The sequence below is a fragment of the Citrobacter sp. Res13-Sevr-PEB04-36 genome, from assembly GCF_015672735.1.
In the GTDB taxonomy this organism is placed as follows: Bacteria; Pseudomonadota; Gammaproteobacteria; order Enterobacterales; family Enterobacteriaceae; genus Citrobacter.
In genome coordinates this window covers 1-23283 of the sequence record NZ_JADABY010000016.1, presented here as the reverse complement: position 1 = coordinate 23283, position 23283 = coordinate 1, and the positions used below count along the sequence as shown (strand labels likewise).

Here is a 23283-nt window from a genome sequence, read left to right as displayed (position 1 = left end):
TCTTTGACGAATTGGCGGATGGCGCTACGCTTATCCGCCCTACGGTTTCTACCGTAGGCCCAGAGTGTAGGCCGGATAAGCGTAGCGCCATCCGGCATGGGCAACTGAGTAAACGAGTTTAACTTAAAGAGTGATTTATGGCTGCAACCAAGCCTGCTTTTAACCCACCGGGTAAAAAGGGTGACATGATATTCAGCGCGCTGGTAAAACTGGCAGCGCTGATTGTGCTATTGATGTTGGGTGGCATTATTGTCTCTCTGATCATCTCCTCCTGGCCAAGCATTCAAAAATTTGGTTTCTCATTTTTGTGGACCAAAGAGTGGGATGCGCCAAACGATATCTACGGTGCGCTGGTACCGATTTACGGTACGCTGGTGACCTCGTTTATCGCCTTGCTGATCGCCGTTCCGGTGAGCTTCGGCATCGCTTTATTTTTGACTGAGTTAGCACCTAACTGGCTGCGTCGTCCGCTGGGCATTGCAATTGAACTGCTGGCAGCGATCCCAAGTATTGTTTACGGCATGTGGGGCCTGTTTATTTTTGCCCCGCTGTTTGCTACCTACTTCCAGGAGCCGGTCGGGAATATCCTTTCCAACATTCCGTTTGTCGGTGCCCTGTTTGCGGGCCCGGCCTTTGGCATCGGTATTCTGGCTGCCGGTGTCATTCTCGCCATTATGATCATCCCGTACATTGCAGCCGTCATGCGCGATGTGTTCGAACAAACGCCGGTACTGATGAAAGAGTCAGCTTACGGCATTGGTTGTACCACCTGGGAAGTCATCTGGCGCATCGTCCTGCCGTTCACCAAAAATGGGGTGATTGGCGGCGTGATGTTGGGCCTTGGTCGCGCGCTGGGTGAAACCATGGCGGTGACCTTTATCATCGGTAACACCTACCAGCTCGACAGTGCATCGCTGTTTATGCCGGGTAACAGTATTACCTCTGCGTTGGCGAATGAATTTGCCGAAGCGGAATCTGGTCTGCATGTGGCTGCGTTGATGGAACTGGGGCTGATCCTGTTTGTGATCACCTTCATCGTGCTGGCAGCTTCTAAGTTCATGATCATGCGCCTTGCTAAGAACGAGGGGGCACGCTAATGGCTACGCTTGAAATGCAAAACACCGCCGCGCTGGCGGAATCCCGCCGTAAGATGCAGGCGCGCCGCCGCCTGAAAAACCGCATCGCGCTGACGCTCTCAATGGGGACGATGGCGTTCGGACTGTTCTGGCTGGTCTGGATCCTGTTCTCAACGGTGGTTCGTGGTATCGACGGTATGTCGCTGGCGCTGTTCACTGAAATGACGCCGCCGCCGAATACGGCGGGTGGCGGTCTGGCGAATGCCCTGGCGGGTAGCGGATTGTTGATTCTGTGGGCGACTGTATTAGGTACGCCACTCGGTATTATGGCGGGCATCTATCTGGCTGAGTACGGGCGTAAGTCCTGGCTGGCTGAGATTATCCGCTTTATCAATGACATCCTGCTGTCTGCGCCGTCGATTGTTGTGGGTCTGTTTGTTTACACCGTGGTCGTTGCAAAAATGGAACACTTCTCCGGCTGGGCGGGCGTAATTGCGCTGGCGCTGCTGCAGGTACCTATTGTGATTCGTACCACCGAAAACATGCTCAAGCTGGTACCGGATAGCCTGCGTGAAGCGGCCTATGCGCTGGGTACGCCGAAGTGGAAGATGATTTCAGCGATCACCTTGAAGGCATCCGTCTCCGGCATTATCACCGGCGTTTTGCTGGCGATTGCGCGTATTGCCGGTGAAACCGCTCCGCTGCTGTTTACATCGCTCTCCAATCAGTTCTGGAGCACCGACATGATGCAGCCGATAGCCAACCTGCCGGTGACCATCTTTAAGTTTGCGATGAGCCCATTTGTGGAATGGCAGCAACTGGCCTGGGCCGGGGTGCTGATAATTACCCTGTGCGTACTGCTGCTGAATATTCTGGCGCGCGTTATTTTCGCGAAGAAGAAACACGGTTAATTTTTTACGGCGCGGCCAACGAAGGCGGCGCTGGATGAGGATGAGATTGAAATGAGTATGGTTGATACTGCCCCAGGTAAGATTCAGGTTCGTGATTTGAACTTCTACTATGGCAAATTCCATGCCCTGAAGAACATCAACCTGGATATCGCTAAAAACCAGGTCACGGCGTTTATCGGGCCATCAGGCTGTGGTAAATCAACGCTTCTGCGTACTTTCAACAAAATGTTTGAACTGTATCCGGAACAGCGTGCGGAAGGTGAAATCCTGCTGGATGGCGACAATATTCTCACCAATACCCAGGATATCGCGCTGCTGCGTGCCAAAGTGGGGATGGTGTTCCAGAAGCCGACGCCGTTCCCGATGTCCATCTACGACAACATCGCGTTTGGTGTCCGTCTGTTTGAAAAACTCTCGCGTGCAGATATGGACGAGCGCGTGCAGTGGGCCTTGACCAAGGCCGCATTATGGAATGAAACCAAAGATAAACTACACCAGAGCGGGTACTCTCTCTCCGGTGGTCAGCAGCAGCGTTTGTGCATTGCGCGTGGTATTGCCATTCGCCCTGAAGTGTTGCTGCTGGATGAGCCGTGTTCGGCGCTCGACCCGATCTCTACCGGGCGTATTGAAGAGCTGATCACCGAGCTGAAAGAGGATTACACCGTGGTTATCGTGACCCACAATATGCAGCAGGCTGCACGTTGTTCCGACCACACGGCATTTATGTACCTGGGTGAGTTGATTGAGTTCAGCAACACGGACGATCTGTTCACCAAGCCTGCGAAGAAACAAACTGAAGACTACATTACCGGCCGCTACGGTTGATATGCCCTTCAGCTTTCAAGCGATAACCGCGTTGGCTGCCTTTGCTCACCCCGGTCACGTAGTGGACTACGTTCCCGGGGACTCGCGCAGTTGCCGCCTTGTTCTCGCTCGAAATCTTTTGGGCATCTGGAGAAATGATGGACAATTTAAATCTCAATAAACATATTTCCGGCCAGTTCAACGCAGAACTGGAAAGCATCCGCACCCAGGTGATGACCATGGGCGGCATGGTAGAGCAGCAGCTTTCTGATGCCATTACCGCGATGCACAACCAGGACAGCGAGCTGGCGAAGCGCGTCATTGATGGTGACAAGAACGTCAACATGATGGAAGTGGCGATTGATGAAGCCTGCGTGCGTATCATCGCGAAACGTCAGCCGACGGCGAGCGACCTGCGCCTGGTGATGGCAATCATCAAAACCATCGCCGAACTGGAACGTATTGGTGACGTCGCGGACAAAATCTGCCGTACCGCGCTGGAGAAATTCTCCCAGCAGCATCAGCCGCTGTTGGTCAGCCTGGAATCACTGGGTCGCCATACGGTGCAAATGCTACACGATGTGCTGGATGCGTTTGCGCGCATGGATCTGGACGAAGCGGTGCGCATTTATCGTGAAGACAAGAAAGTTGACCAGGAATATGAGGGCATCGTGCGCCAACTGATGACCTATATGATGGAAGACCCGCGCACCATTCCGAGCGTACTGACCGCACTGTTCTGCGCCCGTTCTATCGAGCGTATCGGTGACCGTTGCCAGAATATTTGCGAATACATCTTCTACTTCGTGAAGGGACAAGATTTCCGTCACGTCGGCGGCGATGAGCTGGATAAGCTGCTGGCGGGTAAAGACCCGAAGGAATAAGCGGCTTGTTGCGTTCGCCGGGATCCCCGGCGTCGCTATTGTAGGCCGGATAAGGCGTTACGCCGCATCCGGCATTCTGCGCCATTCGCTTGATGGCGCTTTGCTTATCAGGCCTACTGTTTAATCGACGATATTCCAACCCCGCGCTTTCCACAATGCCGGCAGCTGTGCCAGATCGGTAAAAGTCGTCACTTTAGGATGATCGATCGGTTTGTTGTGCGAATCAGCGCAGAAGTAGAACACCTCCATCCCGGCATCAATCCCCGACTGCGCACCTGCAGCAGAATCATCCACCAGAATGCAGTTTTGCGGATTGACGTCCATGGCCTTTGCCGCATGGAACATCAGCGCCGGATCGGGCTTCCAGCGTTGGATATCATAGCCGCTGAACAGTAAATCCGGGAAATGATGCAGCATGCCTAGCTTGCCCAACGAGTGCTGCATTTTGCTGACCGGACCGTTCGACACCACGCACATCGGCACAGCCATGCTATCCAGCAGCGCATTGGCACCCGCTATCACCTCCAGTTCCGTATCGAACAGGCGTGCGACCTCGGCGCGGTAAATCGGTTCCAGTTCGGCTTTTGCCAGGTGGACACCGTGCTCGTCGTTGATAATGTCGATGATCTCGTAGAGCTTTACCCCCTTGAAGCGCTTAAACGTCTCTTCAAGATCGAGCGTAATGCCGAACGCCTGGAACATGCTGACATACGCGCGTGAACAAATGACTTCACTGTCGACGAGGGTTCCGTCACAGTCAAAAAATACGGCTTCTATCTGGGACATGTCATTTCCGTTTTAACAAGTTTAACGTTTACGTAATGCATTATTGGGCGACGCAATCGTTGCCGTATAAGCAAAATCAATGGAAAAAAATCGCTCATAACCCACCCTATTGTCGCATTTTGGTATAGGATAGCGACGAATTTTCCCTCCTTGTTCGGAAATTGATAATGAGTCAACAGCACACAACCCAGGCTTCTGGCCGGGGCATACTGGAACGCGTGTTTAAACTGCGCGAACATGGCACGACGGCACGGACCGAAGTGATCGCCGGTTTCACCACTTTCCTGACGATGGTTTACATCGTTTTCGTCAACCCGCAAATTCTGGGCGTAGCCGGAATGGACACCAGTGCCGTCTTCGTGACCACCTGTCTGATTGCGGCGTTGGGCAGTATCCTGATGGGCATATTTGCTAACCTGCCGGTGGCGCTGGCGCCAGCGATGGGGCTGAACGCCTTCTTCGCGTTCGTCGTGGTACAGGCAATGGGCCTGCCGTGGCAGGTAGGTATGGGCGCCATCTTCTGGGGGGCGGTGGGTCTGCTGCTGCTGACTATCTTTCGCGTGCGTTACTGGATGATTGCCAACATTCCGGTCAGTCTGCGCGTGGGGATCACCAGCGGTATCGGTCTGTTTATCGGCATGATGGGGCTGAAAAATGCTGGCGTTATCGTGGCGAACAAGGACACGCTGGTTTCCATTGGTAACCTGACTTCTCACAGCGTGCTGCTGGGGGTATTGGGCTTCTTTATCATCGCGATTCTGGCGTCCCGCAACATTCATGCGGCAGTGCTGGTCTCGATTGTCGTCACCACCCTGCTGGGTTGGATGCTGGGCGATGTGCACTATAACGGTATCGTTTCTGCGCCGCCGAGCATCACCACCGTTGTGGGCCATGTCGACCTTGCCGGGTCGTTCAACCTGGGGCTGGCGGGGGTGATCTTCTCCTTCATGTTGGTCAACCTGTTCGACTCCTCCGGTACGCTGATTGGCGTGACGGACAAAGCGGGTCTGGCTGATGAAAAAGGCAAGTTTCCGCGCATGAAGCAGGCGCTGTTTGTGGATAGTGTCTCCTCGGTTGCCGGGTCCTTTATCGGTACTTCTTCTGTTACTGCCTATATCGAATCATCTTCCGGGGTTTCGGTTGGCGGGCGTACTGGTCTGACGGCAGTCGTTGTGGGGATCCTGTTCCTGCTGGTTATTTTCCTGTCACCACTGGCAGGAATGGTGCCGGCCTATGCGGCAGCTGGTGCGCTGATTTACGTTGGTGTGCTGATGACCTCCAGCCTGTCACGCGTGAAGTGGGATGACCTGACCGAAGCGGTTCCGGCGTTTATTACCGCCGTGATGATGCCGTTTAGCTTCTCTATTACCGAAGGTATCGCGTTGGGCTTTATTTCCTACTGCGTGATGAAAATCGGTACTGGACGCTTCCGCGACCTCAGCCCGTGCGTCATCGTTGTGGCGCTGCTGTTTGTGCTGAAGATTGTGTTTATCGACGCGCACTAAAATATCGGTATGATCTACAGCCCGCCTGGCATTACTGCTGGCGGGCTTTTTCTTTTAGGCTTTTACGCGCTGAATATAATCCCCGAAGGCGGCCAACTGACCCGTCAGGTGATCCAGCGTGCTTTGATCAATCACTTCGCCGGTTTGCGCATCCACTTTGTTCTGAATGACGCCGCCCATAAATTCCGGCTTGTTCATTACCATGGCATCGAGGAATACCAAAATCTGGCGCAGATGATACTGACAGCGTGCGCCGCCGATCGCGCCCATTGAACTGGTCTGGATCAGCACCGGTTTGCCTGCCAGCGGCTGATCGGGCAGACGGGACAGCCAGTCGATGGCGTTCTTCAGTCCACCTGGTACTGAATAGTTATATTCCGGGGTGACAATCACCACGCCATCCGCTTTTCTGATCTGTTCCGCCAGCGCTTCTACGCTTGCCGGAAACCCCTCTTCCTGCTGGAGATCGGCATCGTACAGTGGAATATCGCCAATCGACGGTAATGCGTTGACGTCCATCCCTGCTGGGGCAATTTTTGGCAGCGTACGGGCAACCATTCCATTAAATGAACCTTTGCGCAGGCTCCCCAGTAACGTAACAACATTCAATGTTTCAGACATGGTTACTCCTGTTTCATCATGAAGGTTAAATCAGTTAAGCGTATATACCCGTCATACTTCAAGTTGCATGTGCGTTAGCTACGTTCGTTCACCCCAGTCACATAGTTAGCTATGCTCCTGGAGATTCACTCACTTGCTGCTTTCATGCAACTTGAATTATTTTGGGCATAGCTCTTCGCTGCGGATAATTGAGAGAAGCGGATCAGGCGGCCCGTTGGCTCATTGGCTCGAGTCTGGATATCGGGCAAACTTTTCCAGTCCCGCTTACCATCAAACTCCCAAACCTTGAGCTTTTCAATGGCTGGCGTCACCGCGACCGACCACACCAGCACATCTTCCGCATCGCAAATAGCTTCGATCTGCGCCGTATGGGCGCACTTCAGACGCCCGGCACCAGGTAACAGTTGGAGTTCACGCGGATCGTCATTGCTCATATCGCCGGTGAGTTTGAGTACGCTCTGGCGCAGGGTAATGAGCTGTGCGCGTGCTTCATTAGGATCGCTTTGGTTGTTGATCCACAGGTTTTCGTTACTGGAGAAGCGCCTGGTGTCCGTCGAATGTGGATAGTTAAATCCGCAGATTGCCCGCTGAAGTTCCATATCCAGACCGCAGTTGCCTTCTGTCGTCAGTGCCACACCGACGATATTCCCGGCGTAGGAAATGGAAAATCCAGGCAGGTTTTTATCGCGAAAGACCGGTTTACCTTTGGCATGTTGCACGATTTCGGGCAGCGTGCTGGTGCCGTAAAGCATAAACATCAGTTCAGCGAGGAGGCTTCTGGAGGCCAGAAAGCGTGTTCGGCGGTGAGTCGGGAGGCTATTTGCTTCAATATGGCATGGAGAAGGGAGGCGAACTGAAATCAGGTGTCCCTCCGTAAGAATCCCTCTGGCAAAATGTGTCGCCATTTTTCGCTCCGTGATTAATGGTCCGTGATTATTACCAGAGTAACATTTACACGGCGTCCAGGCAGGCTTTGCTGCCTAAAAATCAGGCGAAAACGGGATACATTACGCGACATTTACATTACTGATACCAGTGTGGTTAATTTAGCAACAACTTCAGTGTGCAGTGTCAGGACATATCACGATAGAGCGTCTTGATCGTGTCTTTCAGCCAGACGATCTTAGGATTGTGGCTGTTACGTTTATGCCAGAGCAGGGTGAACGGTACGCGCATTTTCTCCAGCTTTGCGGTGTCAAAGGGCAGTGGGCGTGCCACCAGTGGAAGCTGGTGGAGTTGATTATAACGCTGACAATAGACCGGGGCGGTGGCTATCAACGCGTGATCCGGTTGGGCAGCCATAAACAGCGACTGCTCAAACCCCGGCAGACTCAGGGCGATAGTGCGTTTGCGTCCCATCTCCTGTAGCACATCGTCCAGCGCCCAGGTATCGCTTTGTTCCCAACTGATGCTGATATGCGGGTAGCGCAGGAAGGTCTCCAGGTTCCATTCTTCCCGTAACGCGGGATGATCTTCACGTAACCAGACGCAGGGGAGATCGGAAAACAGCACTTCATGGTCGATAGATAACGGCAGCAGGCTCAGCAACTCGCGTGAGCGCGGGTGGCTTTCGCGCCCGGTAAACCCGATATCTACCTCACCGCGAATAATGGCGTCCAGCGAATCATAATCCCAGTTGCGTACTTTGATTGAGGCTTGCGGATAGCGTTGATAGATCTGCTGCGAGAGCGCGTTGAACATGATCATCACTAGCGGCGTCTCGGCCACCAGATCAAACTTCAACCCGCGCGGTGCTTCGTGATGCGGCTTATCGAGCAGCTGATTGCCCATCTGCATCCACTCTGCCAGGCTCTGTTCCATGCTGACCATCAACGGCGTCGGCGTCAGCCCCAGCGGGGTGTTTACAAACAGCGGATCGTCAAACCAGGATCTCAGCTTCGCCAAAGATTTACTGACCGCCGACGGCGTGACGTTCATCCGTTTGGCGGTTTTGGTGACGCTGCGCTCCTGCATCAGGAGCTGCAGACAGAGCAGTAAATTAAGATCGAGACTGCTGAGGGATTTCTTCATGGGTGGACGCGGGCCGGTTAGGAGCAACAGTGATAATCAGCATGATGCTCACTATGCTACAGCCAATCAGAATCCCGATCAGCATATTCAGCGCGTCGAGACCGAGAATAGCCGCCAGCCAAATCCACAGCGATGAGCCACAAACCTGAGCAATGCCTAGCGTTGAACTGGCAACGCCTGCCCGCAGCGAGAACGGTCCCAGTGCCTGGCTCATGGCAACGCCGAAACCGACCGAGAATCCGGCACAGATTAACGTCAGGCCAAACAGTGTAACTGCATGCGAGCTGGCAAGGGTTAGTACCACGCCTGCGCTCAGGAACAGTACCTGCGAGGCCAGCATCAGGGCTCGGGGCTTAAACAGGCTCAGGGCGAACGGCGTGGAGAAAGAAACCGCCATACTGACCCCAGCGGTCATCGCCATGGTCGTGGCGTATTCGCCACGGTCGAAGCCCATTACCTCCATCAGTAGCACCGGCGAGGTGTTGACGAAGGTGAGGATCACCGACACGCTGAGCGTGGTAATCGCCAGTCGGCTGAGGAAAAAGCGGTTTACCAGCGATTCGGTTCGTTGCTCACCCCCCGCCGACCTCGACAGCGTCGCTGGGCGCGATTCTCGCAGGATAAACACCGACAGCAGGCAAACTGCCACGCCCATGCCGATCATCGTGTAGAACAGACTCTGCCATGGGTATTTGAGCATAATCAGATGCCCCATCACTGGGGCCAGTACCGGCACGATACAGGTGATACCGTTCAACAGCGACAGCACCTTGGCCCGGCGACGATCATCGAGCGTATCGCGCAAAATCGCAAAGGCCACCACATAGCAGCAGCCTGCGCCAATCCCCTGAATAAAGCGTCCTACCAGGAACGGCGTGCCGCTCTCGGCGAATGAACACAGGGTGGAAGCAAAAATAAAGATCAGAGCGCCGACAATCGCGACTGGCTTGCGACCCGACTGGTCGGCAATTTTACCGGCGAACAGCATCGCCGCGGCCATTCCGGCCAGATACACCGAAAATGCAATATGCAGCTGTGCTTCGCTGGCGTTAAGGTCGGCGGCAATACGCGGTAATCCCACCAGATACATATCAATACCGGCAGGATAAAGCAGAACCAGGGCAAAACTGCAGATTAAAAAGCGTGTCATAGCGACCTCATGAGGAATGTGGCGCTAAGAATACGGGGAGAGCGTCAGTTGCACGAGTTGCCATTCGGACAACAGTGATTTCCTGAGAGGAAATTGATGGTTGGCCGGTGGCACTTACCGGGCCTACAAACGACGTAGGCCGGATAAGGTGTAGCTGCCATCCGGCAATGCTATTTACCGATACAGAAGCTGGAGAAAATCCGTCCCAGCAGATCGTCGGAGGTAAATTCTCCGGTGATCTCACTGAGATTCTGCTGCGCCAGGCGCAGCTCTTCCGCCAGCAGTTCTCCGGCCCATGCGCCCAACAGTTGAGCTTTGCCTTGCTGGAGATGCTCTGCTGCTTCTGCCAGTGCCTGCAGGTGACGACGACGCGCCAGGAAGCCACCTTCCATATTGGTTTCGAAACCCATGCTCTGCTTGAGATGGTTACGCAGCACGTCCACGCCTTCGCCGGTGCGCGCGGAGAGGCGCACCAGTGAGTGGCCATTTACTTCGCTTAGGCCCAGTGTTTCTCCGGTGATATCCGCCTTGTTACGCACCACGGTGATGGGCAACTTCGCGGGCAGACGCGCGATAAAATCCGGCCAAATGTCGGCCGGATCAACGGCATCTGTGGTGGTGCCATCCACCATAAACAGCACGCGGTCGGCCTGTTCGATCTCCTGCCAGGCGCGTTCGATACCAATGCGTTCAACTTCGTCACTGGCGTCACGCAGACCGGCGGTGTCGATGATATGCAGCGGCATGCCGTCGATATGAATATGCTCGCGCAGTACGTCACGGGTGGTGCCGGCAATGTCGGTGACAATTGCCGCCTCACGGCCCGCTAAGGCGTTCAGCAGGCTTGATTTCCCGGCGTTAGGACGTCCGGCGATTACCACCTTCATCCCTTCACGCAGCAGGCTTCCCTGACGCGCTTCGGCCCGTACAGCCTCGAGATCGGCGATGACGTTATTAAGCAGGCCTTCAATTTTACCGTCAGAGAGGAAGTCTATTTCCTCATCCGGGAAATCAATCGCCGCTTCCACGTAGATGCGCAGGTGAGTGAGTGCTTCCACAAGATGATTAACACGGGCGGAGAACGCCCCCTGCAAGGAGTTCAGCGCAGAACGTGCGGCTTGTTCTGAACTGGCATCGATTAGGTCGGCAATCGCCTCTGCCTGGGCCAAATCGAGTTTATCGTTCAGGAACGCGCGCTCAGAGAACTCACCGGGTCTGGCAATACGCAGGCCGGGAATGGTTAGAATACGTTTTAACAGCAGGTCGAGAATGACCGGGCCGCCATGGCCCTGCAACTCTAAAACGTCTTCACCGGTAAAGGAGTTCGGACCGGGGAACCACAGGGCAATCCCCTGATCCAGTGCGCTGCCATCGGCATCTTTAAACGGCAGATAGTCGGCATAACGTGGTTTTGGTAATTTGCCCAGTACCGTTTCGGCAACCTCGCGGGCTTTCAGGCCGGAGATGCGCAGAATACCCACACCACCACGTCCCGGTGGGGTTGCCTGAGCGACGATGGTGTCGTTATGGCTCATGATATGTCTCTTCGTCATGCAATAAAAAAGGCGGTCAAATGACCGCCCTTTACGTTATGTTCCGTTTGCCGGATGGCGGTTTCGCCTAATCCGGCCTATACCGAATCAGGAATCTTTCTTCACGCGGCTATGCAGACCACGCTTCTCCAGACCACGGTAAATCAGCTGCTGCTGAATAATCGTCACGGTATTACTCACGATATAGTACAGCACCAGACCTGACGGGAACCACAAGAAGAACACGGTGAAGATAACCGGCATAAAGGTCATGATCTTCTGCTGCATCGGGTCGGTCACTGTGGTCGGCGACATCTTCTGAATGAAGAACATCGTCAGGCCCATCAGGACAGGCAGGATGTAGTACGGGTCTTGTGCAGACAGGTCATGGATCCACAGTGCGAACGGCGCATGGCGCAGTTCAATGGAGCCCATCAGCATGTAGTACAACGCCAGGAAGATTGGCATCTGGATGATCAGCGGGAAGCAGCCACCCAGTGGGTTAACCTTCTCAGCTTTGTACAGGGCCATCATTTCCTGGCTCTGACGCTGTTTGTCATCGCCCAGACGCTCACGCATTGCCTGAATCTTCGGCTGCAGCATGCGCATCTTCGCCATGGAGGTGTACTGCGCTTTAGTCAGCGGGTACATGATGCCACGAACGATAAAGGTGATAACGATGATGGAGAAGCCCCAGTTACCCAGGAAGCTATGGATCCATTTCAGCAGTTTGAACAGCGGCTGAGAGATGAACCACAACCAGCCATAGTCGACGGTCAGATCCAGGTGCGGTGCAACGGCCGCCATTTTATCCTGAATTTCCGGGCCAACCCACAGAGTGCTGGTCATCGCGCTTGTCTGGCCTGGTTGAACCAGAACCGGCTGAGATTTATAGCCGATAGCGGCAATGCCGTTACCCAGATTCGCGGTATAGAAGTTATTGGTGCCGTCGTTACGCGGAACCCATGCCGTTGCGAAATACTGCTGCAGCATTGCGACCCAGCCGTCTTTAGCGTTGACGTTCAGGTTTTCGTTTTCAGCAATGGTGTCGAACTTGTATTTCTCATACTTCTCATCAGGCGTGGAATACGCTGCGCCACGGAAGGTATGCAATGCAAAGTTGCTGCTACCGGTGTCGCGATGAGAGGGCAGATTGATGGATTGCTTCAGCTGACCAAAGGTGGAGACTTCCAGCGGCTTCTCGCTGGCGTTCTGCACGCTGTAGTTAACGCTTACCGCATACTCACCGCGTTTGAGAACAAACGTTTTGGTAAACGTATTGCCCGCAGCGTCAGTATAGGTCATCGGAATCTGCAGTTCATTTTGACCGTCAGCCAGTACAAAAGCGTCTTTGTCGACGTTGTACAGCGGACGCGGGCCGTTAGCCGGGTTATCCGGGCCGTCACGACCAGTCAGGCCACTCTGTGCCTGATAGATGAACTGCGGTGTGGTTTCCAGTAACTGGAACGGTTCGGTAGAACCGAGTTCTTTCGGGTAAGCTGGCAGTGAAGCCTGTTCCACATCACCACCACGGGTGTTGATGGTCAGATCAAGCACGTCAGTCTTAACCGTAATCAGTTTCCCCTGGCCACTGGCCGGTACGCCCTGGTCGGCGGCGCTACCCGCTGCGGTGGTCGTTGTCTGCGTGGTCTGTTGAGCCTGAGGTTGCGGATTTTTATCCTGCTCCCAGGCTTGCCAGATCATGAAAGACACGAACAGCAAAGCGATGACTAAAAGATTGCGTTGCGAATCCATCGTTAGTGTTCTCTGGTATCAAATGGTCCGGGTGGGACGGGATCGTCACCACCAGGGTGTAAAGGGTGGCATTTTAATACGCGTTTCACCGTCAACCAACTGCCTTTTATCACTCCAAACCTGCGCAATGCCTCAATTCCGTAGCTCGAACAGGTTGGAGTGAAACGGCAATGCGGCCCAAGCAGCGGACTGATCAGGCGTTGATAGACCCGAATGAGGGCTATCAGGACCCGCGAGCCAGGCGACAATGGCGACGCCATAATTTTTCCAACGCTTCCGAGAGAGCACGGTTATCGAGGTCGGCAACCCCTTTTTTAGCCACCACCACGAAATCCATTGCTGGAAGTTCATGCTGACGTAAACGGAAGCTTTCACGCGTCAGGCGTTTAATCCTGTTGCGTTCATGCGCACGTTTAACATTTTTCTTGGCGACTGTTAGACCGATGCGGGGATGCCCCAGCGAATTCAGGCGGCCGAGGATGGTGATTTGCGGCGTGCCAGCCCGTTGTGGCTGCTGGAAGACGAATGTGAAATGAGTGGGAGTTAACAAACGTAACTCCCTGGGAAATGCGAGCTTAACCACTCAGGGGCTAGCTTTTATTACTTAGAAACGGTCAGACGAGAACGGCCTTTAGCACGACGACGTGCCAAAACCTGACGACCATTTTTATTAGCCATACGAGCACGGAAGCCGTGAGAACGGTTGCGCTTCAGTACAGACGGTTGAAAAGTGCGTTTCATGGCGATTTCTACCTAAACTTGAATAAATTCACTGACTTTTGCGTATACCCGAACGAACATCGAACGACTTACGCCACAGTGTGGGTGATTAAAGAGGCCGGATTGTAATAATTGTACACTCCGGAGTCAATTCTCTTTCCTTAATTCCCGCTTTTTTCCGCATGGTTTCGCGTAAAAAACAGGCAGCGTTGACGCCGTGAGGCGACCTTTACTCGCTGGGGGTAAGAATTATACGGGCTGGTGGATAAAGCGCAAGGATCGCACGGGATCTTTATTAGATCGTTTTCGCAGTAAAGCATCTTTACTCATTAATTTTTTCAATATGCGCGCGAAAACCTGCAGCACTTCTCCAGGATCGTTTACACTTAGCCGATTCTGGATCATCCTGTGGATAAATCGGGAAGAATCTGTGAGAAACAGAAGATCTCTCGCTCAGTTTAGGCTATGATCCGCGGTCCTGATCGTTTCAATGGATCCTGATCGGGCATATAACCGCAGACAGCGGTTCGCACGTCACCCTCATGCAGGGTCTTTTCGACGTGCGCCAACAATCATGAATGTTTCAGCCTTTGTCATTTATCGACTTTTGTTCGAGTGGAGTCCGCCGTGTCACTTTCGCTTTGGCAGCAGTGTCTTGCCCGATTGCAGGATGAGTTACCAGCCACAGAATTCAGTATGTGGATACGCCCGTTGCAGGCGGAACTGAGCGATAACACGCTGGCTTTGTATGCGCCAAACCGTTTTGTGCTCGATTGGGTAAGGGACAAATACCTTAATAATATTAATGGATTGCTGAATAATTTCTGCGGGGCAGATGCCCCACAGCTGCGCTTTGAAGTCGGCACCAAACCCGTTACGCAAACGCTGAAGACGCCGGTTAATCACGTGGTGGCGCCTGCGTATGTGACGCAACAAGTTCAGCCGCAACGTGCCGCACCGGTGGCGCGTCCAGGCTGGGATAACGTCCCGGCCCCAGCCGAACCGACCTATCGCTCTAACGTCAACGTCAAACACACGTTTGATAACTTCGTTGAAGGTAAATCCAACCAACTGGCGCGCGCGGCGGCACGTCAGGTGGCGGACAATCCTGGCGGCGCCTACAACCCTTTATTCCTTTATGGCGGCACAGGTTTGGGTAAAACCCACCTTCTGCACGCCGTTGGTAACGGGATTATGGCGCGCAAGCCAAACGCAAAAGTGGTGTATATGCACTCCGAGCGTTTTGTACAGGACATGGTTAAAGCCCTACAAAACAATGCGATCGAAGAGTTTAAACGCTACTACCGTTCTGTTGATGCGTTGCTGATTGACGATATTCAATTCTTTGCTAATAAAGAACGATCTCAGGAAGAGTTTTTCCACACCTTTAATGCCCTGCTGGAAGGTAATCAACAGATCATCCTGACGTCGGATCGTTATCCGAAGGAGATCAACGGCGTTGAAGATCGTCTGAAATCCCGCTTCGGCTGGGGACTGACCGTCGCGATCGAACCACCAGAACTGGAAACGCGAGTCGCGATCCTGATGAAAAAAGCCGACGAAAACGACATTCGTCTGCCAGGCGAGGTGGCGTTCTTTATTGCCAAGCGTTTACGCTCTAACGTGCGTGAACTGGAAGGCGCACTGAACCGCGTGATTGCCAACGCCAACTTTACTGGCCGGGCGATCACTATCGATTTTGTGCGTGAGGCGCTGCGCGACTTGCTGGCATTGCAGGAAAAACTGGTCACCATCGACAATATTCAAAAGACGGTGGCAGAGTATTACAAAATCAAAATTGCGGATCTGCTTTCCAAGCGTCGATCTCGCTCGGTAGCGCGTCCACGTCAGATGGCAATGGCGCTGGCAAAAGAGCTCACCAACCACAGTCTGCCGGAAATTGGCGACGCGTTTGGTGGGCGTGACCATACTACCGTGCTTCATGCCTGTCGTAAGATTGAGCAGTTGCGTGAAGAAAGCCATGATATTAAAGAAGATTTCTCCAACTTAATCAGAACATTATCTTCGTGACGCTATGAAATTTACCGTTGAACGTGAACATTTATTAAAACCGCTTCAGCAGGTCAGCGGCCCGCTGGGTGGTCGTCCTACGCTGCCGATCCTCGGAAACCTGTTGCTACAGGTTGCGGATGGAACGCTTTCTCTGACCGGTACCGATCTCGAGATGGAGATGGTGGCTCGCGTTGCGCTGATCCAGCCGCATGAACCCGGTGCGACCACCGTCCCGGCGCGTAAATTCTTCGACATTTGTCGCGGTCTGCCGGAAGGTGCGGAAATAGCTGTCCAGCTGGAGGGCGACCGCATGCTGGTGCGTTCTGGCCGCAGCCGTTTCTCGCTGTCCACGCTGCCTGCCGCCGACTTCCCGAATCTGGATGACTGGCAGAGTGAAGTTGAATTCACGCTGCCGCAGGCGACGATGAAGCGTCTGATTGAAGCCACGCAGTTTTCGATGGCTCATCAGGACGTGCGCTATTACTTAAACGGCATGCTGTTTGAAACCGAAGGTGAAGAACTGCGTACCGTGGCGACCGATGGTCACCGTCTGGCTGTGTGCTCAATGCCGGTTGGCCAATCATTGCCCAGCCATTCAGTGATCGTGCCGCGTAAAGGTGTGATTGAATTGATGCGTATGCTCGACGGCGGCGATAATCCGTTGCGCGTGCAGATTGGCAGCAACAACATCCGCGCGCATGTTGGCGACTTCATCTTTACCTCCAAGCTGGTGGATGGACGTTTCCCTGACTACCGTCGCGTACTGCCGAAGAACCCGGACAAACATCTGGAAGCGGGCTGCGATATCCTCAAGCAGGCGTTTGCCCGTGCGGCCATTCTCTCCAATGAGAAATTCCGCGGTGTGCGCCTGTACGTCAGTGAAAACCAGCTCAAAATTACGGCCAACAACCCGGAACAGGAAGAAGCAGAAGAGATCCTCGATGTCACCTATCCAGGGACTGAAATGGAAATCGGCTTCAATGTTAGCTACGTGCTGGACGTATTGAATGCACTGAAGTGCGAAAACGTACGCATTATGCTGACCGATTCCGTATCGAGCGTACAGATTGAAGATGCAGCGTCACAATCCGCAGCCTACGTCGTCATGCCAATGAGATTGTAGAATCTGCAAAGGGGCTGGTTTACTTGCCATTTCGCCTTCCGGCAGTGCTCGAAATGCTCACGTACTTCGTGTACGCTCCGCTTTCTGCGCGCTGGCGGTAGACGAACTGGCTGCGACACCCACGCCCCTTGAATGATGACGAGTTGATATGTCGCTATCCCGACTCCTGATTAAAGATTTCCGCAATATTGAAAACGCGGATCTCGCTTTATCTCCCGGCTTTAACTTCCTGGTCGGTGCTAACGGCAGCGGCAAAACCAGCGTGCTGGAGGCAATTTATACGCTTGGCCACGGTCGGGCGTTTCGCAGTTTGCAGATTGGCCGCGTCATTCGCCACGAGCAGGAGTCGTTTGTACTCCACGGGCGTTTACAGGGAACCGAGCGTGAGACATCGATTGGCCTGACCAAAGACAAGTTGGGTGACAGCAAAGTGCGCATTGACGGCACCGACGGTCATAAGGTTGCCGAACTGGCGCACCTGATGCCGATGCAGCTGATCACGCCCGAGGGGTTTACTTTACTCAACGGTGGCCCCAAATACAGAAGAGCGTTCCTTGACTGGGGATGCTTTCACAATGAAGCCGGATTCTTTACCGCCTGGAGCAACCTTAAGCGATTGCTTAAGCAGCGCAATGCCGCGCTGCGCCAGGTGAGTCGTTATGAGCAACTGCGCCCGTGGGACAGAGAACTGATCCCGCTGGCGGAACAAATCAGCACCTGGCGCGCGGAGTACAGCGCCGGTATCGCGCAGGATATGGCGGATACCTGCCAGCAGTTTCTTCCCGAGTTTTCTCTCTCCTTCTCTTTCCAGCGTGGCTGGGAGAAAGAGACCGATTACGCTGAGGTGCTGGAACGCAGTTTTGAACGCGATCGCATGTTGACCTACACCGCGCACGGTCCGCATAAAGCGGATTTCCGCATTCGCGCTGACGGTGCGCCGGTGGAAGATACGTTGTCGCGTGGGCAGTTAAAACTGCTGATGTGCGCCTTACGTTTGGCGCAAGGGGAGTTCCTGACTCGCGAAAGCGGACGGCGCTGCCTGTACCTGATAGATGATTTTGCCTCTGAACTGGATGATGCGCGTCGCGGACTGCTAGCCAGCCGCTTAAAAGCCACGCAATCTCAAGTCTTTGTCAGCGCAATTAGCGCTGAACACGTTATGGACATGTCGGACAAAAATTCGAAGATGTTCACCGTGGAAAAGGGTAAAATAACGGATTAACCCAAGATAAAATGAGCGAGAAACGTTGATGTCGAATTCTTATGACTCCTCCAGTATCAAAGTCCTGAAAGGACTGGATGCGGTGCGTAAGCGCCCGGGTATGTATATCGGCGACACGGATGACGGCACCGGTCTACACCACATGGTATTCGAGGTGGTAGATAACGCTATCGACGAAGCGCTCGCGGGTCACTGTAAAGATATCGTGGTGACGATTCACGCTGACAACTCCGTGTCCGTTACCGATGATGGCCGTGGTATTCCAACCGGTATCCACCCGGAAGAAGGCGTTTCGGCAGCAGAAGTGATCATGACCGTCCTGCACGCGGGCGGTAAATTTGATGATAACTCCTATAAAGTGTCCGGCGGTTTGCACGGCGTGGGTGTTTCCGTAGTTAACGCCCTGTCGCAGAAACTGGAGCTGGTGATTCGCCGCGAAGGTAAAGTGCATCAGCAAACTTACGTGCACGGCGTACCGCAGGCACCACTGGCCGTGACTGGCGAGACTGAAGCGACCGGTACCCAGGTGCGCTTCTGGCCAAGTCATGAAACCTTTACCAATGTCGTTGAGTTTGAATATGAAATTCTGGCGAAACGTCTGCGCGAGCTGTCATTCCTGAACTCCGGCGTATCCATCCGCCTGCGCGATAAGCGCGACGGTAAAGAAGATCATTTCCACTACGAAGGCGGCATCAAGGCGTTTGTTGAATACCTCAACAAAAACAAAACGCCGATCCACCCGAATATCTTCTACTTCTCCACAGAAAAAGACGGTATTGGCGTCGAAGTTGCGCTGCAGTGGAACGATGGTTTCCAGGAAAACATCTACTGCTTTACCAACAACATTCCGCAGCGCGATGGCGGTACTCACCTTGCAGGCTTCCGTGCGGCGATGACCCGTACCCTGAACGCCTACATGGACAAAGAAGGCTACAGCAAAAAAGCGAAAGTCAGTGCCACCGGTGACGATGCCCGTGAAGGCCTGATTGCTGTCGTTTCCGTGAAAGTACCGGATCCGAAATTCTCCTCCCAGACCAAAGACAAGCTGGTCTCTTCCGAGGTGAAAACTGCAGTAGAACAGCAGATGAACGAGCTGCTGAGCGAATACCTGCTGGAAAACCCATCTGACGCGAAAATCGTCGTCGGTAAAATTATTGATGCGGCACGTGCCCGTGAAGCAGCGCGTCGCGCGCGTGAAATGACCCGTCGTAAAGGTGCGCTGGACTTAGCTGGCCTGCCGGGCAAACTGGCGGACTGCCAGGAACGCGACCCGGCCCACTCTGAACTGTACCTGGTGGAAGGGGACTCCGCGGGCGGCTCTGCGAAGCAGGGGCGTAACCGTAAGAACCAGGCGATTCTGCCGCTGAAGGGTAAAATCCTTAACGTTGAGAAGGCGCGCTTCGACAAGATGCTCTCTTCTCAGGAAGTGGCGACGCTGATTACCGCGCTCGGCTGCGGCATTGGTCGCGACGAATACAACCCGGATAAACTGCGCTATCACAGCATCATCATCATGACCGATGCGGACGTCGACGGCTCGCACATTCGTACGCTGCTGTTGACCTTCTTCTATCGTCAGATGCCGGAAATCGTTGAACGCGGCCACGTCTACATTGCGCAGCCACCACTGTACAAAGTGAAGAAAGGCAAGCAGGAACAGTACATCAAAGACGATGAAGCGATGGATCAGTACCAGATCTCTATCGCCCTTGATGGCGCCACGCTGCACACTAACGCCCACGCTCCGGCGCTGGCGGGTGAAGCACTGGAAAAACTGGTGTCTGAATACAACGCCACGCAGAAAATGATTGGTCGTATGGAGCGCCGCTTCCCGCGCTCACTGCTGAAAGAGCTGGTTTACCAACCGACGCTGGCCGAGGCAGATTTGGCTGATGAAGCGAAAGTCACGGCCTGGGTTTCCCAGCTGGTGAACGTGCTGAATGAAAACGAAATGCACGGTAGCACCTGGAATAGTTTTGTACGTAAAGACGCCGAGTTGAACCTGTTTGAACCGGTGATCCGCGTACGTACCCACGGTGTTGATACCGACTATCCGCTGGAGCATGAGTTTGTGACCGGCGGTGAATACCGTCGTCTCTGCACGCTGGGTGAAAAACTGCGAGGCCTGATCGAGGACGACGCATTTATCGAACGTGGCGAGCGTCGTCAGCCGGTTACCAGCTTCGAGCAGGCGCTGGACTGGCTGGTGAAAGAGTCCCGCCGTGGTCTGTCTATTCAGCGTTATAAAGGTCTGGGCGAAATGAACCCGGATCAGCTGTGGGAAACCACCATGGATCCGGAAAGTCGCCGTATGCTGCGCGTGACCGTGAAAGATGCGATTGCCGCCGACCAGTTGTTTACTACGCTGATGGGCGACGCCGTTGAACCGCGTCGTGCGTTTATCGAAGAGAACGCCCTGAAAGCAGCGAATATCGATATCTAATCGCTATCCTGTATAAAAATACCCGGTTGTATTGTGCAACCGGGTATTTTTTTGCCTGCAAAAGTAATCTGTACGCCACCATCCGGCAAGACGCAGTGTAGTGCCTGATGGCGCGTTGTTTATCAGGCCTACAGGCGATCGTCAAAAGGGGATCCCGGTTCCCCTTCCTGTCCCCCTTTTCGTAGCTGTTTTTTGAGCGGAATCGCGTTAGCATGAGGATGGACTCATTTAATCCGGGGAACTCATGGCTATCAAACTTATTGCTATCGACATGGATGGCACACTTCTGCTGCCCGATCACACCATTTCACCTGCGGTCAAAAACGCGATTGCTGCGGCGCGCGCGCGTGGGGTAAACGTGGTGCTGACCACTGGTCGTCCGTATGCAGGCGTCCACAGTTACTTGAAAGAACTCCACATGGAACAACCCGGCGACTACTGCATTACCTATAACGGTGCGCTGGTGCAGAAAGCTGGAGATGGCAGTACCGTCGCCCAAACGGCGTTGAGCTATGATGATTATCGTTACCTGGAACAGCTCTCCCGAGACGTCGGTTCACACTTCCACGCCCTCGATCGCAACACGCTCTATACCGCCAATCGTGATATCAGCTACTACACGGTACATGAATCATTTATCGCGACTATTCCGCTGGTGTTCTGCGAAGCTGAGAAGATGGACCCGGCGACCCAGTTTCTGAAAGTGATGATGATTGATGAGCCAGAAATTCTCGATAAAGCTATCTCGCGTATTCCAGCTGAGGTGAAAGAGAAGTACACGGTGCTGAAAAGTGCGCCGTACTTCCTTGAAATCCTGGATAAACGCGTCAATAAAGGGACCGGAGTGAAATCACTGGCTGATGCGCTAGGCATTCAAGCTGAAGAGGTCATGGCGATTGGCGATCAGGAAAACGACATTGCGATGATCGAATATGCGGGTGTGGGTGTGGCAATGGGCAACGCTATCCCGACAGTGAAAGAGATTGCCAACTTTGTCACCAAATCCAATCTTGAAGACGGCGTAGCGTATGCTATTGAGAAATTTGCGCTGAATTAAGTCATTATGGGCAAATGCATTGTCGCATTTGCCCGTAGTAAAAAAGGTTCAATACGCTATGGTTTTATTTCATATAGTAATTATTCAATTTTTCTGGTAATTCACTTATTTCCATTAAAATACCGCGCCTTAAGTCAATGAACCCAGCCTGTTTAAGATAAGATAATATTTTCATTGTACCGCTACGTGATAAAAATGAGCGAGAAAGTATGTAGTTTGCTGCCGTCATTTTTTGCCGAATCTCTTCTGGCTCTGTCATTAGCGTCATTAGCTGATGGCGTATGATTTCATAGGCTGAGAGTTTACTCACGGCCAGGCAGTGTGTGTAAATTTTTGCTGCACTATAATCGGTAATCCTTGCTACTGATTCCCATAAATTATTTTTTTCCACAATTTCATATAACTCTTGCTGTGGAACCAATGCTATTTCTGATGTTTCTTGAGCGCGCAAGGAGAGATGTTGCTCGTATCTGAGTTGCGTATTAATACCGAAAATAAATGGTGCAGCCTCAGCGTTGATAATGAAACCATCACTGCAGCGGTACAGTGCAATGCTACCACTAAACATGACCAGACACTGGCGGTGGTTATTTCTTATAATTGTTATGTTTTTTTTCTTTTCCAATTTTCGCGCAGGATATTCTTTTGATAAAATATCAATCAACGAATTAATATGCTCTATAGGTTTCGTTAGTTTGTTTACTATATCATTTTGTGCTAATTCACTATCGTGTGCTTTCATCAAAAAAACCTTAAAAAACAATGAAATATAGTTTTCAACCAATTGGTGTCGTCATGCTAATAATTATTAAGGGTGGTTGAAGTATTTAAAAGTCTAGATGGAGACTAGTTGCCTATTGCCAGAGGATAATCTGTTGTTAGAATAGGCATCAGTTGGTGATGAAAAAATAACATTACATTATATGGTCTATGGGAGTCAATGGGGTAATTGAATCCATGTGGTCGGGTTTATATGCTTTAATTTAATGTGATTTAATTCTTTCACATTCGTTATCATTAAATGTTTAGATTTATTTATACATCCTCTAATTGGGGAGGGTACTACATTCCCACATTTTTAAATCTGGGTTCTTAATTTATATGCAATATAAAGGATTTTTATGAATATGAAATGGCAGGTTCTTGTACCAGTATTTTTTAGTTCACTGTCCATAACCTGTGCTATGGCCTCTGATGGGACAATTAATTTTGTGGGTTCGATCCTTGAGCAGACTTGCGTCGTGGATATTGGTACAAATAAAACGATGGACGTTAAATTAGGGTCCGTGGCGAAAACTGCTTTTAACGGTGTTGGTGATTCGGCGTCGGTGACGGGATTTACGATTAAATTGAAAAGCTGCCCGGAATCGGTAACTTCAGCAAAAGTTAAATTTGATGGGACGGCGGATGCGACAGATCGTGGGTTGTTGGCAATTGCTGGTGGCCAGGGTAAGGCCAGTGGCGTTGCGATCAGACTAATGACGATGGATAAGGCTCCGTTGGGTCTCAACTCATTTGGCAATTATGCTTATACGCTGGCGAAAGATCAGGAAAACCAACTGAATTTTTATGCGGCTTATCAGTCAACGTCCACAACGATTAAGGCGGGCGAAGCGAATGCAACCTCTACATTTACGGTGAATTATAACT

22 protein-coding genes are annotated in these 23283 nt (G+C 52.6%); 11 read left to right on the top strand and 11 right to left on the bottom strand.

Annotated elements, in window-relative coordinates; translation table 11 throughout:
• The first annotated feature begins 137 nt into the window (after positions 1-137).
• From pstC to phoU, 4 genes are all read left to right on the top strand, one after another.
• Complete coding sequence (pstC, locus tag IMQ48_RS05505) at positions 138-1097, top strand: phosphate ABC transporter permease PstC (protein ID WP_196208219.1); 960 nt, start codon at positions 138-140, stop codon at positions 1095-1097.
• Positions 1097-1987 (top strand): phosphate ABC transporter permease PstA, encoded by an 891-nt coding sequence (gene pstA / locus IMQ48_RS05500; RefSeq protein ID WP_196208218.1) that lies wholly within the window; start codon positions 1097-1099, stop codon positions 1985-1987. The genes pstC and pstA overlap by 1 nt, the downstream gene beginning before the upstream one ends.
• Before the next feature lie 51 nt (positions 1988-2038).
• Complete coding sequence (gene pstB / locus IMQ48_RS05495) at positions 2039-2812, top strand: phosphate ABC transporter ATP-binding protein PstB (RefSeq protein WP_003023821.1); 774 nt, start codon at positions 2039-2041, stop codon at positions 2810-2812.
• A gap of 137 nt (positions 2813-2949) precedes the next feature.
• On the top strand, positions 2950-3675 hold the full coding sequence (gene phoU / locus IMQ48_RS05490; protein WP_196208225.1) for a phosphate signaling complex protein PhoU: 726 nt from the start codon (positions 2950-2952) through the stop codon (positions 3673-3675).
• A gap of 120 nt (positions 3676-3795) precedes the next feature.
• Here phoU and yieH read toward each other — a convergent pair whose 3' ends face one another.
• Positions 3796-4461, bottom strand: coding sequence for a 6-phosphogluconate phosphatase (gene yieH, locus IMQ48_RS05485; RefSeq protein WP_196208217.1), 666 nt, complete (start codon positions 4459-4461; stop codon positions 3796-3798).
• Positions 4462-4628: 167 nt separating this feature from the next.
• On the opposite strand from yieH, the gene adeP reads away from it, so the two are divergent.
• Positions 4629-5966 (top strand): adenine permease AdeP, encoded by a 1338-nt coding sequence (gene adeP / locus IMQ48_RS05480; protein ID WP_196208216.1) that lies wholly within the window; start codon positions 4629-4631, stop codon positions 5964-5966.
• Positions 5967-6020: 54 nt separating this feature from the next.
• Here the strand turns inward: adeP and IMQ48_RS05475 are convergent, their stop codons facing one another.
• The 9 genes from IMQ48_RS05475 to rpmH form a co-directional block, all read right to left on the bottom strand.
• On the bottom strand, positions 6021-6587 hold the full coding sequence (locus IMQ48_RS05475) for an NADPH-dependent FMN reductase (protein ID WP_196208215.1): 567 nt from the start codon (positions 6585-6587) through the stop codon (positions 6021-6023).
• Between the two features lie 125 nt (positions 6588-6712).
• Positions 6713-7492: a 4'-phosphopantetheinyl transferase superfamily protein gene (locus IMQ48_RS05470; RefSeq protein ID WP_196208214.1), complete on the bottom strand. Its 780-nt coding sequence runs from the start codon at positions 7490-7492 to the stop codon at positions 6713-6715.
• A gap of 166 nt (positions 7493-7658) precedes the next feature.
• Complete coding sequence (gene yidZ / locus IMQ48_RS05465; RefSeq protein ID WP_196208213.1) at positions 7659-8618, bottom strand: HTH-type transcriptional regulator YidZ; 960 nt, start codon at positions 8616-8618, stop codon at positions 7659-7661.
• Complete coding sequence (locus tag IMQ48_RS05460; protein WP_196208212.1) at positions 8587-9768, bottom strand: MFS transporter; 1182 nt, start codon at positions 9766-9768, stop codon at positions 8587-8589. The genes yidZ and IMQ48_RS05460 overlap by 32 nt, the downstream gene beginning before the upstream one ends.
• A gap of 170 nt (positions 9769-9938) precedes the next feature.
• Positions 9939-11303: a tRNA uridine-5-carboxymethylaminomethyl(34) synthesis GTPase MnmE gene (mnmE, locus tag IMQ48_RS05455; protein WP_196208211.1), complete on the bottom strand. Its 1365-nt coding sequence runs from the start codon at positions 11301-11303 to the stop codon at positions 9939-9941.
• 105 nt (positions 11304-11408) lie between these two features.
• Positions 11409-13055, bottom strand: a complete 1647-nt coding sequence (gene yidC, locus IMQ48_RS05450) for a membrane protein insertase YidC (protein WP_196208210.1) — start codon at positions 13053-13055, stop codon at positions 11409-11411.
• 2 nt (positions 13056-13057) lie between these two features.
• Positions 13058-13315 (bottom strand): membrane protein insertion efficiency factor YidD, encoded by a 258-nt coding sequence (yidD, locus tag IMQ48_RS05445; protein ID WP_003023846.1) that lies wholly within the window; start codon positions 13313-13315, stop codon positions 13058-13060.
• Positions 13279-13638, bottom strand: a complete 360-nt coding sequence (rnpA, locus tag IMQ48_RS05440; RefSeq protein ID WP_003844432.1) for a ribonuclease P protein component — start codon at positions 13636-13638, stop codon at positions 13279-13281. Before rnpA ends, yidD begins: the two co-directional genes overlap by 37 nt.
• A 17-nt stretch (positions 13639-13655) precedes the next feature.
• The gene (gene rpmH / locus IMQ48_RS05435; RefSeq protein ID WP_003023858.1) at positions 13656-13796 is read right to left on the bottom strand and encodes a 50S ribosomal protein L34; all 141 of its coding nucleotides are present in this window, start codon (positions 13794-13796) and stop codon (positions 13656-13658) included.
• Positions 13797-14402: 606 nt separating this feature from the next.
• Here rpmH and dnaA point away from each other — a divergent pair.
• The 5 genes from dnaA (at position 14403) to yidA (ending at position 21633) form a co-directional block, all read left to right on the top strand.
• Positions 14403-15806 carry a chromosomal replication initiator protein DnaA gene (gene dnaA, locus IMQ48_RS05430; RefSeq protein WP_196208209.1) on the top strand — a complete coding sequence of 468 codons (1404 nt, stop codon included), beginning with the start codon at positions 14403-14405 and terminating at the stop codon, positions 15804-15806.
• Between the two features lie 4 nt (positions 15807-15810).
• Positions 15811-16911 (top strand): DNA polymerase III subunit beta, encoded by a 1101-nt coding sequence (dnaN, locus tag IMQ48_RS05425; protein ID WP_096758997.1) that lies wholly within the window; start codon positions 15811-15813, stop codon positions 16909-16911.
• A 148-nt stretch (positions 16912-17059) separates the two neighbouring features.
• Complete coding sequence (gene recF, locus IMQ48_RS05420; RefSeq protein WP_196208208.1) at positions 17060-18133, top strand: DNA replication/repair protein RecF; 1074 nt, start codon at positions 17060-17062, stop codon at positions 18131-18133.
• A gap of 28 nt (positions 18134-18161) precedes the next feature.
• Positions 18162-20576, top strand: coding sequence for a DNA topoisomerase (ATP-hydrolyzing) subunit B (gene gyrB, locus IMQ48_RS05415; RefSeq protein WP_196208207.1), 2415 nt, complete (start codon positions 18162-18164; stop codon positions 20574-20576).
• A gap of 244 nt (positions 20577-20820) precedes the next feature.
• Complete coding sequence (gene yidA, locus IMQ48_RS05410; protein ID WP_196208206.1) at positions 20821-21633, top strand: sugar-phosphatase; 813 nt, start codon at positions 20821-20823, stop codon at positions 21631-21633.
• A gap of 64 nt (positions 21634-21697) precedes the next feature.
• On the opposite strand, the gene IMQ48_RS05405 is transcribed toward yidA, so the two are convergent.
• Entirely contained in the window at positions 21698-22375 is a 678-nt protein-coding gene (locus IMQ48_RS05405; protein WP_196208205.1) for a helix-turn-helix domain-containing protein, read from the bottom strand.
• Positions 22376-22754: 379 nt separating this feature from the next.
• Here IMQ48_RS05405 and IMQ48_RS05400 point away from each other — a divergent pair.
• A partial coding sequence (locus IMQ48_RS05400) for a fimbrial protein (protein ID WP_196208204.1) occupies positions 22755-23283 on the top strand: 529 nt, incomplete at its 3' end.